Source organism: Streptomyces sp. NPDC056503 (genome assembly GCF_042794995.1).
In the GTDB taxonomy this organism is placed as follows: Bacteria; Actinomycetota; Actinomycetes; order Streptomycetales; family Streptomycetaceae; genus Streptomyces.
Map to the genome: position 1 here is coordinate 1 of NZ_JBHTST010000048.1, position 16,128 is coordinate 16,128.

The 16,128-nt window shown below is 72.0% G+C and carries 11 protein-coding genes; 6 read left to right on the plus strand and 5 right to left on the minus strand.

Annotation, left to right across the window (positions count from 1 at the left end):
* Positions 1-61: 61 nt before the first annotated feature.
* Positions 62-4,066, minus strand: coding sequence for a polymorphic toxin-type HINT domain-containing protein (locus ACFQ8C_RS16810; RefSeq protein WP_383457603.1), 4,005 nt, complete (start codon positions 4,064-4,066; stop codon positions 62-64).
* A gap of 420 nt (positions 4,067-4,486) precedes the next feature.
* On the opposite strand from ACFQ8C_RS16810, the gene ACFQ8C_RS16815 reads away from it, so the two are divergent.
* The 4 genes from ACFQ8C_RS16815 (at position 4,487) to ACFQ8C_RS16830 (ending at position 8,008) form a co-directional block, all read left to right on the plus strand.
* Positions 4,487-5,014 (plus strand): hypothetical protein, encoded by a 528-nt coding sequence (locus ACFQ8C_RS16815; protein WP_383457605.1) that lies wholly within the window; start codon positions 4,487-4,489, stop codon positions 5,012-5,014.
* A 272-nt stretch (positions 5,015-5,286) separates the two neighbouring features.
* Positions 5,287-6,816 (plus strand): FG-GAP-like repeat-containing protein, encoded by a 1,530-nt coding sequence (locus tag ACFQ8C_RS16820; protein ID WP_383457608.1) that lies wholly within the window; start codon positions 5,287-5,289, stop codon positions 6,814-6,816.
* A gap of 178 nt (positions 6,817-6,994) precedes the next feature.
* Positions 6,995-7,408, plus strand: a complete 414-nt coding sequence (locus ACFQ8C_RS16825; protein WP_383457611.1) for a hypothetical protein — start codon at positions 6,995-6,997, stop codon at positions 7,406-7,408.
* A gap of 78 nt (positions 7,409-7,486) precedes the next feature.
* Complete coding sequence (locus ACFQ8C_RS16830; RefSeq protein ID WP_383457706.1) at positions 7,487-8,008, plus strand: hypothetical protein; 522 nt, start codon at positions 7,487-7,489, stop codon at positions 8,006-8,008.
* 263 nt (positions 8,009-8,271) lie between these two features.
* On the opposite strand, the gene ACFQ8C_RS16835 is transcribed toward ACFQ8C_RS16830, so the two are convergent.
* A complete protein-coding gene (locus tag ACFQ8C_RS16835) occupies positions 8,272-9,273 on the minus strand; it encodes an Lrp/AsnC family transcriptional regulator (protein WP_383457613.1) in 1,002 nt (333 codons plus the stop codon).
* A gap of 406 nt (positions 9,274-9,679) precedes the next feature.
* Here ACFQ8C_RS16835 and ACFQ8C_RS16840 point away from each other — a divergent pair, with 406 nt between their 5' ends.
* Both ACFQ8C_RS16840 and ACFQ8C_RS16845 read left to right on the plus strand, forming a co-directional pair.
* Positions 9,680-11,080, plus strand: coding sequence for an MFS transporter (locus tag ACFQ8C_RS16840; RefSeq protein WP_383457616.1), 1,401 nt, complete (start codon positions 9,680-9,682; stop codon positions 11,078-11,080).
* Positions 11,077-12,273, plus strand: a complete 1,197-nt coding sequence (locus ACFQ8C_RS16845) for an amidohydrolase (protein WP_383457618.1) — start codon at positions 11,077-11,079, stop codon at positions 12,271-12,273. The genes ACFQ8C_RS16840 and ACFQ8C_RS16845 overlap by 4 nt, the downstream gene beginning before the upstream one ends.
* 21 nt (positions 12,274-12,294) lie before the next feature.
* Here ACFQ8C_RS16845 and ACFQ8C_RS16850 read toward each other — a convergent pair whose 3' ends face one another.
* The 3 genes from ACFQ8C_RS16850 to ACFQ8C_RS16860 all read right to left on the minus strand — a co-directional run bounded on the left by ACFQ8C_RS16850 (position 12,295) and on the right by ACFQ8C_RS16860 (position 16,037).
* On the minus strand, positions 12,295-13,110 hold the full coding sequence (locus tag ACFQ8C_RS16850) for a hypothetical protein (protein WP_383457619.1): 816 nt from the start codon (positions 13,108-13,110) through the stop codon (positions 12,295-12,297).
* 269 nt (positions 13,111-13,379) lie between these two features.
* Positions 13,380-14,024, minus strand: coding sequence for a glyoxalase (locus tag ACFQ8C_RS16855; protein ID WP_383457708.1), 645 nt, complete (start codon positions 14,022-14,024; stop codon positions 13,380-13,382).
* A 144-nt stretch (positions 14,025-14,168) separates the two neighbouring features.
* Positions 14,169-16,037: an RICIN domain-containing protein gene (locus tag ACFQ8C_RS16860; protein ID WP_383457622.1), complete on the minus strand. Its 1,869-nt coding sequence runs from the start codon at positions 16,035-16,037 to the stop codon at positions 14,169-14,171.
* Between the last annotated feature and the right edge of the window lie 91 nt (positions 16,038-16,128).

A 16,128-nucleotide genomic window follows, 5' to 3' on the forward strand; every position in this document is an offset into this window, starting at 1 on the left:
GTACGGCGGGGACCCCACACTCTTGTTTTCGGATCAGGGAGCCGGCGACTCTTTCGGGTCGTCAGCCGTGGGCGACGGGATAGGCACTGTTGATCAGTCCTGTATCCGGATCGAAGGCCACCTTGATGAACTTCTCACCGGCCGTGCCGACCACCCCGTCCATTTCGAACACCTTGGCGCCCCTGTCATCGGAGGGAAGGGCAGGCCTGGACCACGCCTCGTCGATCAGGTCGAAGACCTTCTTGGGATCCTTTTCCAGGAAGACGGTGTGCTGCAGCCTGTCAGGGTCGGGCCGGGTGTGCTCGAGGACGTGCTCGATCTTGTGCGGCTTGTTGGGCCGCTTCGAGGGGCCGTAGGTGAGGCCGCCCGGCGACACGAAGTAGTCGCCGCCCAGGTCCTGGAATCCGATGGGGCACGTGGCGTTGTGCACCAGGAGGGGGGTGTCTCCAGCGAGTACGTAGTAGGTGTGCAGATCGCGGACGGAGATGTTGTAGACCTGCTGGACCCGCGTGGTTCCTCGCGTCTCCACGACCTTGGCGGTCCTGCCGTCCGGCGTGCGGACGGTGTCCCCGGCGACGATGCTCTCGGCGAGCGCCCAGCTGTTCCGGTTCGCGGTCCAGAGGGGGTGGGCAGCGGTCGCGGTGAACGTGCCGGCCGCCTTCCCGCCGGGGCCGTCCTCGTCGACGGTGATGGTGACGAGGTCCTTCAGCGCGGTGCTGGAGAAGACCTGGTCGATGGGGCGCGGTCCGGACTCCCGGGTCAGGGGGTCGGAGGCGAGAACGCGGTCTCCGACGGCGAGGTCCTTGATGGGCTTGCTGGAACCGTCGGCCAGGAGGACGGGCGTCTCCGGGGTGAAGCTGTTGCACTGCTTGAGTGCCTTGCCGCCCTTCCCGAACATCGACTTGAAGAATCCGCTGGCCTTGTCGCCCCACTTGCCGAACTTGACGCCGCTCGCCGCGTACCCGGCGGCCGGGATCGCGGCGGCGCAGGAGAGGGCGGCGTCGCCGAGGGCGTCCTTGGCGCCGGTTGCCGCTTCACCGCCGTACCAGGCGCAGTTCGCCCCGTCGGCGGCTTCGCCGAGTCCGGGGATCAGGCCGAGGACGTCGAGCGCGAAGTGTCCGCCTTCGGAGAAGACCTTCCCCCAGTCGATGTCCTCGGACTGGTTCAAGAACTCGTTGAACGCCTTGACGTCCTCGTTGAAGTCTCGGGCTTCCTCGTCCTTGAGCTTGGCGAGTTCCTCGGCCTGCTGCTTCTCGACAGCGACGATGAGGGCGTCCTTCGCGGCCTGCTGGGCCGCGGCGGAGTCCTTGCCGGCCTGTTCGGCCGAGGCGCGCGCGGCGCCCGCGGAAGCCCAGGCGCTGCTCGCGGAGTTCTGCGCGGAGTGGGCGGAGGACTGTGCCTGGGAGGCGGAGTTGGTCGCGCGGACGGCCGCGTTGTGCGCGCTGGCCTCCGCGTTCCGAGCCGTCTGGGCGGACTGGGCGGCCTGGGTGGCGGAAGCGGCCGCGGCGTTCGCGGCGTCGCGGGCGTCGGTGGCGTACTTGCCGGCCTGCTCCGCCGACGCCTTGGCCTGCTGGGCGTACTCTTCGGCTTCGGCGGCGGCCTTGCGGGCTTCGGCGGCGACCTTGGCGGCCAGCGCCGCCTGCTCCTGGGCGGTCGCGGCGGTGCTCGCCGCTCCCGCGATCACCTTCTGGACGCGCGCGATGTGCGTGGCACCGAGCTGGTCCTTGCGCAGGGCGCGGTACTGCCCGACCTCGATGAAGGTGTGCAGCAGCTCCGGGGGCCCGGCCAGGGCGGCCTGGGCGGCCGACCTGACCTCGGCGGTGCCGGTTTCCATCAGCTGGACGGCGCGGACTCGTTCGTCGCTGGTGCGGGCGTCGTAGTAGCCGGTGGAGACGAAGTCCCGCAGTGCCTGGGGCGTCTGGGCCTCCAGGGCGGCCTGGGCGTACTTCTTGACGTCCGGGCCCGCGCCTTCCATGAGCTGGACGACCCGGACGCGGTAGTCGGTGGCGGCCGCCTGGTGCTGTCCCGTTTCGAGGAAGGCGCGGATGGTGGCGGCGTCGCCGGCGAGTGCGGTCTGGGCGGCCGTGCGTACCGCCTCGTACTCGGAGTCCCAGGCGAGGCGTGCGGCGCGGTCGGTGTTGTCGTACTGGTCGGCGAGACCCCGGCCGGTGCGGACGTACTCGACGACGTCGCTGTCGGAGCCGGCGAGGGCCACCTGGGCCGCTGTGGCGGCCCAGGGGCCGCGGGTCTTGGCGATGTGCAGGGCGACCTTGCGCGCCTTGGGGGCCAGGGCCGCGAGGTCGGCGCCGGGCTGGGCGACCTCGGTGACGAGCTGCTGTGCCTCGGTCTCGTTCTGGCGGGCCTGGTCGGCGTCCTTCTGGGCTCCCGCCTTGCGCTCGTCCACGGTGATCTTGGCGGCCTTGGCCTCCTCGATCGCGGTGGTGGTGCGGTCGGCGAGTTCCGCGGCCTCGACTTCGCGGGCGAGGTCGAAGGTGGTGCGGGCCTTGGCGACCGCGGCGGTCGCCGAGTCGGCGGCGGTCTTGGCCGCCGCTGCGTGCTTGGTCGACTCCGCGGCGGCGGTGGCCGCCTCTCCGGCGTGGTCCGCGGCCGCTTCGGCGGCGGCGGCCGCGTTCTCGGCGTGGGTCGCGGCGGCGTTGGCCGCGTCGCGGGCTTCGAAGGCGGCCTTGGCCGCCTTGCCGGCGAGGCTGGTGGCGCGGCCGGCCGCGGCGCTGGCGGCGGCGGCGTGGCGGCGGGCGTCTGCGGCGGCTGCCTTCGCGCGCTGGGCCTGGGCGCTGGAGACGTTGGAGTAGCCGCTGGCCTGCTCCGCGGCGGCCGCTGCGGCGTTGGCGTTGGCGCCGGCGCTCGCGGCGGCATTGGCGGCGTTTCCGGCCTCGGTGGCGGCCGTGCCCGCGAACTGGGCTGCCTGTGCGGCCTTCTTGGCGCCTTCGGCGGCCTTGCGGGCGGTGTCGGCTGCCGTTCGGGCGGCGGAGGCCTTGGAGGCGTCGGTGGCTGCGGCGGCGGCCGCGTTGCGGGCATGTGCGGCTGCCTGGGCGGCTCCCGCGGCCGCGGAGGCGGCCTGGGAGGCGGCGTTGGCGGCGATGCGCGCCGAGGTGTTCGCGGCGCGCGAGGAGCTGATGGCTTCCTGGGCGGCCTTGGCGGCGCCGCTGGCGTAGTCGGCGGCGCGGCCGGCCGCGTCGGACGCGTCGATGCCCTTCTGCTGGGCGTCCGCGGTCTCGGCGGCGGCCTTCTCGGCCTCCTTCTTGGCGAGGGCGGTCGCGTCGATCGCGCGCTTGGAGGCCTCCTTGGCGGCCTCGGTCTCCTTCTTCGCCTGGCGGCCCGCTTCCTCGGCGAGGGCGGCGAGTTCGGAGACGGTGGCCAGCTCCTGGTCGCGCGCCCGGGCGATGTGCTGACCGACCTCCAGGAACTCGCGGATGTCCTGGATATCGCCCTTGAGGGCGGTGGTGGCGGCGTCGCGTACGGCGGGGCCGCCGGCGCTCATGATCTGGACGGTCTGGACCCGGTCGTCCTCGTCCTGGGCGGCGTACTGCCCTTCGGCGATGAAGGTCCGGATGTCCTCGATGGTGCCGCTCATCGCCGTGGCGCCGGCTTCCTTCACACCCCGGCCGCCGGCGGACATGATCTGGGTGGCCCGGACACGCTGGTCCTCTTCGAGCGGGGCCTTCCAGCCGTCCTTCAGGAAGGCGTCGAGCTCCTCGGAAGTGCCGTTCAGGGCCAGTTCCGCTGCCGCGCGCACCGCGCGGCCGCCGGCGGAGTGGATCTGAAAGCCCGCCACCCGGCTGTCGCTGGCCTGCTTGACGGCGTTCTCGTGGTCGAGGAACCGCCGCACATCGGCGTCTGCGCCCATCAGCGCGACTTCGGCGGCGGCCTTCACGCCCGGCCCGCCGGCCCTCCACAGCTCGACGACCCGCCCCCGGTCCGTCGCCGGAATGTCAGCCGGCTCCCCGGACGACGTTCCGTCGACCGCGGCGGCCTGCTGCACCACCGGGGCGGGACCGATGCCGCCGACGAGCAGCGTGAGCAGGAGGCTCAGGCATATGAGGCGCATGGAGGGCAAGAAGCCCGAATGGCGCAGGATCCCCCCGTTCTTCCCCCTCTCCAGCATGTTCACGTGACGACGTGACGCTGTTCTGAACCGCAAAGCGGAACCTCGTCTCAACGGACGATCCCTCCCCATGGATGCCGGCTCCCGAGGCCGGCGGCGACTGATGGAGGCACAGCATAAGTGGCCGCCGGTGTCCTCCACTCAGGCCCCTCGTGCAGCACTGTCATGCCCCTGACCAGGCATGACCTGTACTTTTCATGGTCGGGGCGAAGTGGCCGCGCCGGGTCCGGGGTCGCCTGGCGGTCCGGCTTCCGGCACCGCGAACGGACGGGAGGCTCCTGCGTGTCCAGGTCAACCTTGTGCTTTACTTCCGCCAAGCGGAGGGGGACCGCTTGTTTCGTGTTTCAGGGAGGGGAGTACAAGATGGCGATATCGCCGATCCGTAAGGCGGTCGTTCTCGGAGCCGCCGGCGCTGTGGCCGCATGCCTCGCGGCCGCGACCATGGCCACCGGCGCCCAGGCGGCTCCGCAGGCCGCCACCGCGAGCGTCATGACGGCCGAGACGGCCACCGAGATGCCGGGCATGGTTGAAGATTTCAACTACCCCGACGCAGCCCGGATCCTTCAGGACACCAAGCTCAAGCTGCTCCGGGGCGACGGACACATCCTGGTGGCCACGTGCGGCGAGACCGCCGACCAGATCACGATCTGGAGCCGCACCAGCGACAAGGAAGACAAGTTCTGCTTCCGGGCGACGGCGGCCACGGGCTTCCTGACGCTGGAAGTCCCGGAAGTGTTCGCCCTGCAGACGACCGACCGTTCCATCAGCGCGGATCTGACCGCCGAAGGGAAGGCCCAGACGGTCAACGTCGGCAAGGACAAGATGGTGGGCGTCGGCGAGGGACTCGGTGACGCGCCGACCACACTCGTCGAGCTCCGCATCACCGGCTGACGCCACCCGGCTCGGCCGGAAGGCTTACCGGCCCCGGCCCCTGCCCCGACGCCTGCCCCAGGCCCCCGGCCCGGCCCCCCACCGACGGAGGCCCGGAGCGTCCGCCGCCGCGGTGTCACCGGCGTCAAGTCCAGCCCGGGCCGCCCGCCCGCCCATTCCAGGGCAACCACTTCTTCCCGTCGCCGGTGCAGCGAGGCCCGGAGCGCGTCTCGGCCGCGCTCCGGACGCCACCTCGCCACCTGACGGATCCGAACCATCCGCAGGAGTTCGTCATGTCCCACGCGCGCACCCGCGCGACCTGGATCGGCGGCGCGGCCATCGCCGCGCTGGCCGCCAGCCTCGTGAGCTCGCCGTCCCAGGCCGTGCAGAGCATCGACTCTGACGCCGCCTCCCACCCGTACAGCGCCCACATCCTCGTCGGCGCCTCCGACCGCGCCTGCAGCGGAGCGCTCGTCGCCCCGCAGTGGGTCCTGTCCTCCAAGAGCTGCTTCGCCGACGCCACCGGCGCCGTGCCCGGCAAGCCCCAGGCCACCACGAAGGTCACGGTCGGCCGCCCCGACCTCACCCAGACCACGGCCGGCGCCGTACGCACCGCGACCGCGCTCGTGGCACACCCCGACCGCGACCTGGTCATGGTCAGGCTCTCCGCTCGGGTCAACAACGTCCAGCCCGTGGCCCTGGCCACCACGCCCGCCGTCGACGGTCAGGAACTGCGCGCGGCCGGCTACGGCCGGACGAAGACCATGTGGGTCCCCGACCGCCTGCACACGGCCGCCTTCACCGCCGCCACGGTGGGCACGGACTCGGTCGACCTCACCGCTTCGGCGGAAGCCGGGCTGTGCAAGGGTGACGCCGGCGGCCCGGTCGTGCGCGTGAACGGCACCGTACGCGAGCTCGTCGCCGTCGCCGCCAAGTCCTGGCAGGGCGGCTGCCTCGGCACCGACTCCCTCGAGACCCGGACCGGAGCCGTCGCCACCCGGACCGACGACGTGCGCTCCTGGATCACGTCGACCGCGTTCCGCGCGCAGGGCGACATGACCGGCGACAAGATCTCCGACCTGACCGCGGTCTGGGACGACAGCACCCTGCACGCGTACCCCGGCCTCGGCAACGGGCAGCTCGGCAACCAGATCCCGCTGATCGGCGGCACCACCTGGTCCACGATCAAGCACCTCACCAAGGGCGACTTCACCGGCGACGGCATCGCCGACCTGATGTCCATCTGGGGCGACGGCACGCTGCACTACTACCCGGGCAAGGGCAACGGCACCGTCGACACCCAGCGCACCGTCGCCCTCGGCGGCGACACGTGGCTGCCGATCAAGAACATCGCCGCCGGCGACTTCAACAAGGACGGCGTCGACGACCTCATCACCATCTGGGGCGACGGCACCCTCCACGTCTACACCGGCAAGGGCGACGGCCAGCTCAACAATGGCGTCACCGTCTCGCAGGGCGCCGCCACCTGGCTCACCGTCAAGCACATCGCCGCCGGTGACTTCAACAAGGACGGCGCCGCCGACCTCATGGCGATCTGGGGCGACGGCTCCCTCCACCTGTACACCGGCAAGGGCGACGGCCAGCTCAACGCCGGAACCACCATGATCGGTGGCACCACCTGGTCCACCATCAAGCACCTCACCGCCGGTGACTTCAACAAGGACGGCAACGCCGACCTGAAGACCGTGTGGAACGACGGCACCCTCCACTACTACAGCGGCAAGGGCGACGGCACCATCAACAGCCAGCTCCCCGTCACCGTCGGCGGAACCACCTGGGGCTCGGTCCGGCAGCTCGCCTGACCCACCCGGCACCGACACCGACCGAGGCCCCGGGCGAACCCCCGGGGCCTCGGCCTTGTCCTCGCCGACGGGACGACGGCCCTCACGTCACTCGCCGCGCCGCCGGACGCCGGACGCCGGACGCCGGACGCCGGATGGCAGATGGCGAATGGCGGATGGTGGATGGAAGGATGCTTCGATGGAGAGGGACGACGGTGGCGGCGAGGCCATCCGATACGTACGTTTTCAGTCGCCTCATCAAAACGGTCGAGGCCACTTCACCGGCGTCTTCGGGCTCGTCAACAACCTGGCGCGGGAGGGGAGGCTCTCCGACGAGCAGGAGTCGTTCCGCCGCAGCAACAACATCTGGTACGACGCCGCCTACACCGACCCCTCGACCGTCGACCCCAGCGTCTACGACGACGAGACCAACCCCGGTGCGGCGGCATGGTTCAAGCCGTCGGCCACTCACCTCCTCGCCCGTGTCCCCGGCTATCCGGAGATCCTGACCGCGCACGGCGTCGACTTCCGGGTCCTTCGTTCCGAGGACCCTGGCCGGGTCGTGTACGAGGACGACGTACAGATCGTGGTCGTACCGCACCCGCTCCGGTAGAGGGGGTGCCGTGGCTCCTCTCGGCCGGCCCGTGTCGGCCGCCGAGCCGGACGGAGGGGAGAATCGGGTCTCGTGGATATGGGGATCTCCGGTTTCGCGCCGACGTTCCGGGTCGGGATCGACGCGATTCGCCGGGCGCACGGATCGCGCCTGGCGGCGTTGGCCGACAGGCGGCTGACGTGGTTCGCGCTGGTGCGGTTCGCCGAGGACGGGGACTGGTTCGCCGATTGCCCGGTGGTGCTGGATTTCGAAGGTGCTCAGGTGGAGGTCTGCCACTGGAAGTTCGACGAACTCTCGATCGGCTGGGACACGATCGACACCACGGCGGCCATCACCGGGTGGGAGGAAGCCGGGTTCACACCGCGGTGGTCTCGCGAAGACGAGCGCCTCGAATCGTTCGTCGGCCGGGAACTGGCCGAGGTGAGGCTCTTGGAGTGGTGTCCCGCGGAACGTGACCTGGCGGCCGGCACGGTGGCGGTGGAGTTCGTCTTCACCGGCGGCTGCCTGCGGATCGTCAACGGCATGGACGAGAACCGCGTCGAGGTCGGTGCGGCCCACCCGGCCCACGTCAGGCACGGGCCGGGGCACGGACGGATCTGAGAGGCGGTCCCTACGACACGTTCCCTACGAGACGGTCCTACCGTGCGCGAACTCGTCGGGGACTGTCCGGCCCCTCTTGGCCGAGGACGGCCGGCAGGTTCGTGATTAGGGAGTTCTGGTCGTTCTTGCGCCAGGCGACGGCGACTCTCGTACGCGTCGCACCGGGCTCGATCCCGCGACAGCCGGGGCACGACGCCGCGCGGGGAGCAGCGCGCCGCCGCGGCCGTCCGGGGAGCGTCGTGACCTGACCCGGCGATGAGGTCCTACGGTCTCGGCGGCGGTCCCGGAGGCCTCTCGGCGATGCCCGCCCGCTTGTACGTCCGCATGAGGACGGCCGTCTCCGTCGCGGTCGCCCCGTCCAGCAGGGCGAAGACCCGGGTCGTGAAGGCGTGCAGGTCACGGGTGTCCCGATGGCTGGAGTACCCCAGGACGTTGCTGGTGCCGGTGGTGAGGACCAGATGCCGGACGGCCGGCTCGCGGGCGAGGAGACGGAGCGCGGCCTCCAGCCGGCTCGGGGCGATGGCGAGCCGGAACCGCGCCTCCACCGGATAGCCGAGGACGGACGGGTCGGCGTGCAGCCGCAGATGCAGCACGTGCGAGGCCATCAGCCGGGCGAGCCGCCGGCGGGCCGTCGTCTCGCCCACCCGCAGGGCCTGCGCGAGGCGGGTGGTGGACATGCGGGCGTCCGTACCCAGCAGCGCGACGAGGCGCCGGTCCAGATCGTCCACGCCGGGCGGTTCGGGCAGGGGCAGGCCGTCCATGACCCGGCGGCGCACCTCCGTCGGCCGCTCGTCGTACGGTGCCCAGTCGCTGGCCGTCAGCAGGAGCCGCAGCACCACCTGGGAGCGCACGTCGACGACGCCGTCGAGCCGGCCGATCGCGGAGTCGATCAGCGTGAGCAGGGCGTCGTGGTCGGGGGCCGTGATCTCGGCGTAGACCTCCAGGTCTCCCGTGGCGACCTCGACCGACCGGGTGTCCGCGCGGCGGGCCAGTGCCAGCGCGGTCTCGTGCACGCGGCCGGGCGCGCACCGTACGGCGAGCTCGGCGATCACGCCCTCGCCGAGGTACTCGGGGATCAGCGCGGCGGTGAAGCGGACCCGTCCGGTGGCGGTCAGCCGTTCGAGCCGACGGGCCACGGTCCGTTCGTGCACCCCCGCGGCCACGCCGATCTCGGCGAAGGCGGCCCGCGGATTGCGGTGCAGCGCGCGGAGCACCGTGTGGTCCACGGCGTCCAGGGCGAGCGGACCCGTGTAGGGGACGGTCACGGGCCGCTCCTTCCTGCGAGCCGGTTCTCCGGCGGACCGTACGGGACGGCGCGATCGGCCTCCCACGAGCTGTCCGATTGCCGTCGGACTCCGCCGTGTCCCGCCAGTATCCGCCGTCTTGGGGGCCTCGATTGTCTCCTTCCCCCGACTCCACCGCCGACTCTTGTCGTGGTCCGGCCAGGTTGGCGACATTGTGTGCGGACCGCGAGGCGTACGGCCCGGCCGCACGACCCGCCGGCCGCGCGCCGGCATCCTCCCCACGGCCTCTGCCACGTCACCCCCATCACGTCACCCCTGCCACACCACCCCTGCCACGTCACCCCCTGCCCGCCCGCGAGGGCCAGCCACCGAACAGGTGATACGTATGACGGAAACCGTCGCGCCTTCCGCCGCCCCAAGAGTCCCGGTGCGTCCCACACCCGCGGTCGCGGTGATCACCGCCGTGATCCTCGTCGAGCTCTCCAGCGGCATCACGCAGGGCTTCCTCTCCCCGATCCTGCGCAGCCTCACCGACACCCTGCGGGTGTCCGCCGCGGACCTGAACTGGATCAGCATCGCCAACCTCCTCGCGAGCGTCGCCTTCACCCCCGTCCTCTCCCGGATGGGAGACCTGCACGGCCATCGCCGGGTGCTGCGCTGGAACCTCGCGATCGTCCTCCTCGGTTCCCTCCTGGTCGGAGCCTCACGCGACTTCCCGACGCTGCTCGTCGGGCAGATCCTCCAGGGCGCCTTCGCCGGCTTCTTCCCGCTGCTCGTGGGCATCCTGCGCAACCGGTCGGGAGACGCCGAGAGCCGCAAGGGGATCAGCGTGATGGTCGCCGCCCTGGTGGGCGGCCTGGCCCTCGGGCTCGTGACCAGCGGGCTCGTGGCCCGCTCGGTGGACAGCCCGACGGCCGCCCTCTGGGTGCCCGCGGTGGCCACCTCCCTCGCGTTCGTCCTCAGCTGGCGCCTGCTGCCGGAGTCGGACCACCGGCCGGGCGGACGGGTCGACTGGGCGGGCGGGGCCCTGCTCTGCGTCGGTCTGCTCGCCGTGATGCTCGGGCTGGGTCTCGGCGGCACCCCCGGCTGGGAGTGGAGCTCCCCGCGCACGCTGGGCTGTCTGATCGGCGGCGCGGCGGTGACGGCGCTGTGGGTCCGGGTGGAGCTGAGGACCGTCGAGCCGATGATCGACGTCCGGATGTTCCGTCGCCGCAACGTCGCGGTGGTCTCCCTCGTCACGCTGACCTTCACCTTCTGCATGCTGGGCCTGCAGGTCGCCAACCCGGTCTTCCTCGGCAGCAGCACCGCGCGTGACGGCTACGGCCCCGGCCTCGACCCCTTCGCCATCGCCCTGGCCATGCTCCCCAACCTCCTGGCCCTCGCCGCGGGCGCGCTGATCGCGCCGGCCGTGGCCAGGGCCCTGTCCGACCGGCTCACCCTCGTGTGCGGGTCCCTGCTGATGGCCGGGGGATACGTGCTCTCCGCCGTCGGCCACACGCATCTGGTCGCCTTCCTCGTCGGCACGGCCGTGGCCGGGCTCGGCACCGGCTTCATGCAGCACTCCACCCGCACCCTCGCCGTCGAGTCCGTGCCGCGCGACCGCACCGCCGTCGGCTCCGGCATCAACGAACTCCTGATCAACGTCGGCGGCTCCCTCGGCGCCGCCGCAGTCCTCACCGTCTTCGCCGGCCACACCGCCCCCGGTCGGGCCCTGCCCGCACTCGGCGCCTACACCACCTCGTGGACCCTCTGCGCGGCCGTGTCCGTCGCCGGCGCCGCGATCGCCCTGCTCTACCGCACCACCCAGCCCGAGAAGGAGCGCGCATGACCGCCGCGACCAGCCTGCGAGAGCGCACCCGCGCCGTCCTCGAAGCCCGCCGCGACGACGTACGGGACCTCAGCCACGCCCTGCACGCCGACCCCGAGCTCGCGTACGAGGAGCACCGGTCGGCCCGGCGCATCGCCGACCTCGTCGAAGCCGCCGGCTTCGACACCGAGCGCGGCGCGTACGGACTGCCGACCGCGTTCCGGGCCACCGCCGGCAGCGGGGACCTGGTCGTCGGCATCTGCGCCGAGTACGACGCGCTGCCCGGCATCGGCCACGCCTGCGGCCACAACGTCAACGGGGCCGCCTCGGTGGCGGCCGCCCTCGCCCTGGCCCCGTACGCCGACGACCTCGGCATCACCGTGAAGCTGCTGGGCACCCCGGCCGAGGAATCGGGCGGCGGCAAGGTCGACATGCTGCGGGCCGGCGCCTTCGACGACGTGGCGGCCGCGATGATGGTCCACGCCGCCCCGCAGGACGCCGTGGGCATGACCTCGCAGGCCATCGGCAGCTGGAAGGTCGGCTACACGGGGCGCGCCGCCCACGCCGCGGCGATGCCCGACCGCGGGATCAACGCGGCCGACGCGATGATGATCGCGCAGGTGGCCATCGCCGCCCACCGCCAGCAGATGCTTCCCGGCGCCGTCGTCTCCGGCGTCGTCACGCACGGCGGTGACGCCGCGAACGTGATCCCGGCCCGGGCCACCGCGGACTACGACTGCCGCGCCGGAACCATGGAGGAGCTGCGCGAGCTCCAGGTCCGCGTCCGCGCCTGCTTCGAGGCCGGCGCCCTGGCCACCGGCGCCGAACTGGCCCTGGAAGCGGTCGGGAACGACTACGCCGACCTGCGCCAGGACCTCGACATCGCGCGAAGCTATCTGTCCGCGGCCCGGGACCTCGGACGCGCCGTGCGGGACGTCGACCCGGCCCTGCGCGGCGGATCGACGGACATGGGCAACGTCTCGCACCTCGTCCCCACCATCCACCCCATGATCGGCTACGACTGCGGCGACGCCGTCATGCACAACCCCGAGTTCACCCGGTACGGCACCACACCGGCAGCCGACCTGGCCGTCCTCGAAGGCGGCCTGGCCATGGCGTGGACCGTCCTCGACCTCGCCACCGGCGAGGCCCACCGCACCGCCCTGCTCACCCGACGGGCCGCACGGGACCGTCAGGCCCGACCGGGCTTGTGAGGGAGCGACGCGGGGGAGGCCTCAGGCCGGTCGGCGCTGCCCGTCCGCGTCGCACGGCAGTGTGCTGGTGGGGTGGTCGACGGCGAAGTCCTCGGAGATGTCCTCCGCGGTCTCGCGCATGGACTCGTTGGTGATCCTGATCTGACCCGAGAAGGGCGTGTCGATGTCCTCGATCAGGAGCAGCGACCCGGTGAACAGCACGGCGAGGACGCACAGGAGGATGAGGTGCGAGGGCCCGCGCTCGCGGGGCAGACCGAAGGCGAAGGCCCCGACGGTGGCGGCGAGCGCGACGACCATGAACCAGTAGACGAACGGCGGGATCGCCGGGGTCGCCTCGGAGATCCGCGCCTGCCGGGCCTTGGAGCGTTCGTCGTCGGCCTCGACCAGGAGCCCGAAGGTGGCGTCGTCCTGGTGGGCCAGTTCCTTGAAGTGCGTGCGGAAGCCGGTGGACCACACGGACGCGTACGGGGACTTCGCGCCGCCCTCGGCCATGAGGGGCCACTCCACGGCCTGGATGGCACGGGCGTAGCAGACCGCGGCGGCCTGGAGCCGTTCGCGCTGTGGCTCCGGGGCGTAGTCGGCCACCTCGTAGAGCTGGTCCACCCGACCGGCCTCGGCCTCCACGGCGGTGGACGCGGCGCCGTACGACTCGGCCGCCACGACGATGACGAAGGCCACCAGGAGGACGGCGAGGGTCTCCAGCGGGCTGATCAGATCGCTGACGGACGCCTCCTCGCCGTCGCCGTCGGCGTCGCCCGCGCGCCGGCGACGGCGGACCTGATTGGCGAACAGACCGGCCGCGAGGGCCGCGGCCATCGCCACCACAGTGATGATCATCGTCATGTTCCGGCCGCCCCGGAGATCGGCTTGTGGGGCACTCCCCTCGACCTCAGCCCACCACGTGGCGGGTCGCACCGCGACGAGAGTGGCCCAGATGGCCCCGGGCCACCCGGCGGAGTCCGCCCGCGGCGCGTCGGGGACCCACATCCCGGAACACGGTCCCGGAGGCCCTGAGGCCCGGCGGCCACGACCTCGGGGCCTTGGGACCTCGGGGCCTCGGTGTCCGCGGGGCCGGGAGCCGGGACGGCACAGGGCGGGCGGGCGAGCTACGCGGCAGCCTCCCAGACGAACCCGTCCAGGTCGGTGAAGGCGTCGGCGGTGCCGCCGAGGACGATGCGGTGCGAGCCCGTCCCGTCGTCGGGGACGCCGAGGTCCTTGGCCAGGCCGCGGCGCTTGTACAGCGCCAGCTTGACGGGGCTGGACTCGCCCGGGGCGAACTCGACGTACTTGCCGCCGAAGCTCTTGGCCACGGTCAGGCCCCGGTCGGCGTAGAACTGCTTGGTGGCCTTCACGTCCTCGACGCCGAGCAGCAGGACGACCTCGTCGATCTCGCGGGTGTCGGGGCCGGTGTCCTTCTTCGCCGAGGTCGCGATCTTCCAGATGGTCCCGTCCGGCGCCTGGATGATGCCGCCGTAGCCCCACAGCGACTTCTTGGCGGGCTTCAGGACCGTGGCGCCGGCGGCCACGGCGGCGCCGACGAAGCCGTCGACGGTGGCCGGACCGGACACCGTGAGCGCCAGAGTGAAGCCGCGGAATCCGGTGGAGCCCGCCTCGGACGCCCGCAGGCTCAGGTACGTGTCCACGCCGAAGGCGCTGTAGAAGCGGTGGGAGGCCTCGGGGTCGGCCACCTCGAGGGTGACGGAAGCGAGGGACGTGTTGCCGGTGGTGGAAGCGGTGGTTGCCATGACCATCACGCTAGGGGCCGTGCCGTGCCCAGGGCTTCTCGATTCCTGACCGGCTGCCGCGCGGCCCGTATCCGAGCGGACCCCGGGGCCGACCGGGGGCGGGGCCCGGTGGTGTGCCGGGCCCCGCTGTGTGGCTTCGTGGAGGTCGGGTCAGCCGGTCAGGGAGAACCTCTGGGCATGGGAGGCGGCGCAGGGCTGCTGGGCCAGGCGGGCGCCGTTGGCGGTGGAGCCGTTGTCGACGGTGAGGCACTTGCCGCTGTGGCGGGCGACGAAGCGGTACTGGCCGTTGGTGCCGGTGGGCTCGGGGCGCCACTGCTGGTTGGTGGCGGCGAAGGAGGTCCACAGGTGGACCTTGGTGCCGTTGGCCGTGGCGCCGGGGCCGCCGTCGACGTCCCAGACACGGTTGTTGAACTGGTTCACGACCTGGTAGTAGCCGTCGCTGGTGGGCCGGAGCTGCCACTTCTGATTGCCGCCGGTGCCGCAGGCCCACTGCTGCAGGGCGGTGCCGTCACCGGTGCCCCAGTCGGCGGCGTCCAGGCAGGCGTTGCTGCCGGCGTTGACGACGCGGTACCAGGCGGCGGGGTCGATGGGGCCGGCCGGGTCCGGGCCGGTCGTGCCGCCGGTCCAGGTGATGGTCGCGATGGCGCCGGCGGGGAGGGTGTACGCGAGGCTCTTGCCGCCTTCGGTCAGCGAGAAGCGCTGGGAGCCGGCGGCGGTGTTGACGACGAAGGTCGCGAAGGAGCCGTCGGGGTTCTGGAAGGTGACGTTCTGCACGCCGCCGGCGCCCTGGCTGGTGGAGCCGACGCGGGTGGCGCCGGGCTTGACGAACTTGGTGACGTGGCCCAGCACGTAGTACTCGGCGCCACGGGTGACGTTGCCGTCGGCGATCTCGACGACGCCGTTGCACCGGTTGGTGCAGTGGCCCTGGTGCGGGCCGCCGTTCCGGTCGAGGGCGAGGTTCCAGTTGACGACCGTCTCGCCGCCGTTGCGCATGTTCTGCACGACGAGGTTCTCGGAGTGCCACTGCAGGGTGTCGGCGAAGGTGTTGGCGGTGTCGGTGCCGGAGCACTCGGTGAAGAAGACCCGCTTGCCGGCGTTGACGACCTGCTGCTGCGCGGAGGGGGCCCCGCCGTAGCAGTGGAACGCCGCGCCGATGACGCGCGGGATGCCCTGGGTGGCGTCGAAGACCTCGACGGGGTAGTTCGGGTGGTCCCAGTTGTGGTCGTACGCCAGGACGTTGGTGGGCAGCCCGTCGGCGGTCAGGGTCCGGTCGAGGACCTTCAGGAACGCGGCCTGCTCGGACGACGTCATCGACATCGACGGGTAGGTGGTGGCGAACTCGGGCTCGTTCTGGACGGTGAGGTCGCTGAGGGTGATGCCCTGCTGCCCGTACGCCTTGATCGCCTTGACCAGGTAGTCGGCGTACGCCTGGTAGTGGTCGGTCTTGAGGCTGCCGCCGTTGAGCGAGTTGCCGGTCTTCATCCACGCCGGGGGCGACCAGGGCGAGCCCATGAAGCGGATCGAGGGGTTGTAGGCGGTCGCCTGCCTGATGACCGGGATGATCTGCTGCTGGTCGCGGGCGAGGGAGAAGGCGCCCTTGGTGTCCTCGTAGGTGTAGAAGCCGCCGGAGTTGAAGTCGGTCGAGCCGAGCGGCTGGCGCAGGTAGTTCAGCCCGATGCCGTCGGTGGGGGAGAACAGCGACTTCATCAGGTCGGCGCGCTTGTCGGCGGGCAGGCTCTGGATGAGGTGCGCGGAGGCTTCGGTGATCGAGGCGCCGGCACCGGTGAACTTCTGGCTCTTGCTGCTCGCGTCGACGCGGATGTCGACGGGCTGCGCGGAGCTGCCGAAGGGGACGGTCTCGACTGCCAGTTTCCTGGACCCGTCCGCGGTGGTGACCCAGACCTGGGCGGTGGCGTCGGCGGCCTGGGCGGTGCCGGTACCCGCGGCGGCGAGGCCGGAGACGGCGAGGATCAGGGCTGCGCCTGCGGCGCGCGCTCTGGGGATCGTTCGGATGGACACGGTGCGGCTCTCCTTCGGTGGGGGTGACCTGGTACGAGGTGTGACGCGCCGGCCTGCCCCGATGTCCGATCGGGGCCCTGACGGGGATGGC

What these genes read in the sequence shown, in the direction of transcription:
- ACFQ8C_RS16810 (WP_383457603.1), bottom strand. Translation starts at nt 4,066, where the DNA reads ATGCGCCTCATATGCCTGAGCCTCCTGCTCACGCTGCTCGTCGGCGGC.
- ACFQ8C_RS16845 (WP_383457618.1), top strand. Translation starts at nt 11,077, where the DNA reads ATGACCGCCGCGACCAGCCTGCGAGAGCGCACCCGCGCCGTCCTCGAA.
- ACFQ8C_RS16830 (WP_383457706.1), top strand. Translation starts at nt 7,487, where the DNA reads ATGGGGATCTCCGGTTTCGCGCCGACGTTCCGGGTCGGGATCGACGCG.
- ACFQ8C_RS16825 (WP_383457611.1), top strand. Translation starts at nt 6,995, where the DNA reads ATGGAGAGGGACGACGGTGGCGGCGAGGCCATCCGATACGTACGTTTT.
- ACFQ8C_RS16820 (WP_383457608.1), top strand. Translation starts at nt 5,287, where the DNA reads ATGTCCCACGCGCGCACCCGCGCGACCTGGATCGGCGGCGCGGCCATC.
- ACFQ8C_RS16815 (WP_383457605.1), top strand. Translation starts at nt 4,487, where the DNA reads ATGGCGATATCGCCGATCCGTAAGGCGGTCGTTCTCGGAGCCGCCGGC.
- ACFQ8C_RS16850 (WP_383457619.1), bottom strand. Translation starts at nt 13,110, where the DNA reads ATGATCATCACTGTGGTGGCGATGGCCGCGGCCCTCGCGGCCGGTCTG.
- ACFQ8C_RS16855 (WP_383457708.1), bottom strand. Translation starts at nt 14,024, where the DNA reads ATGGTCATGGCAACCACCGCTTCCACCACCGGCAACACGTCCCTCGCT.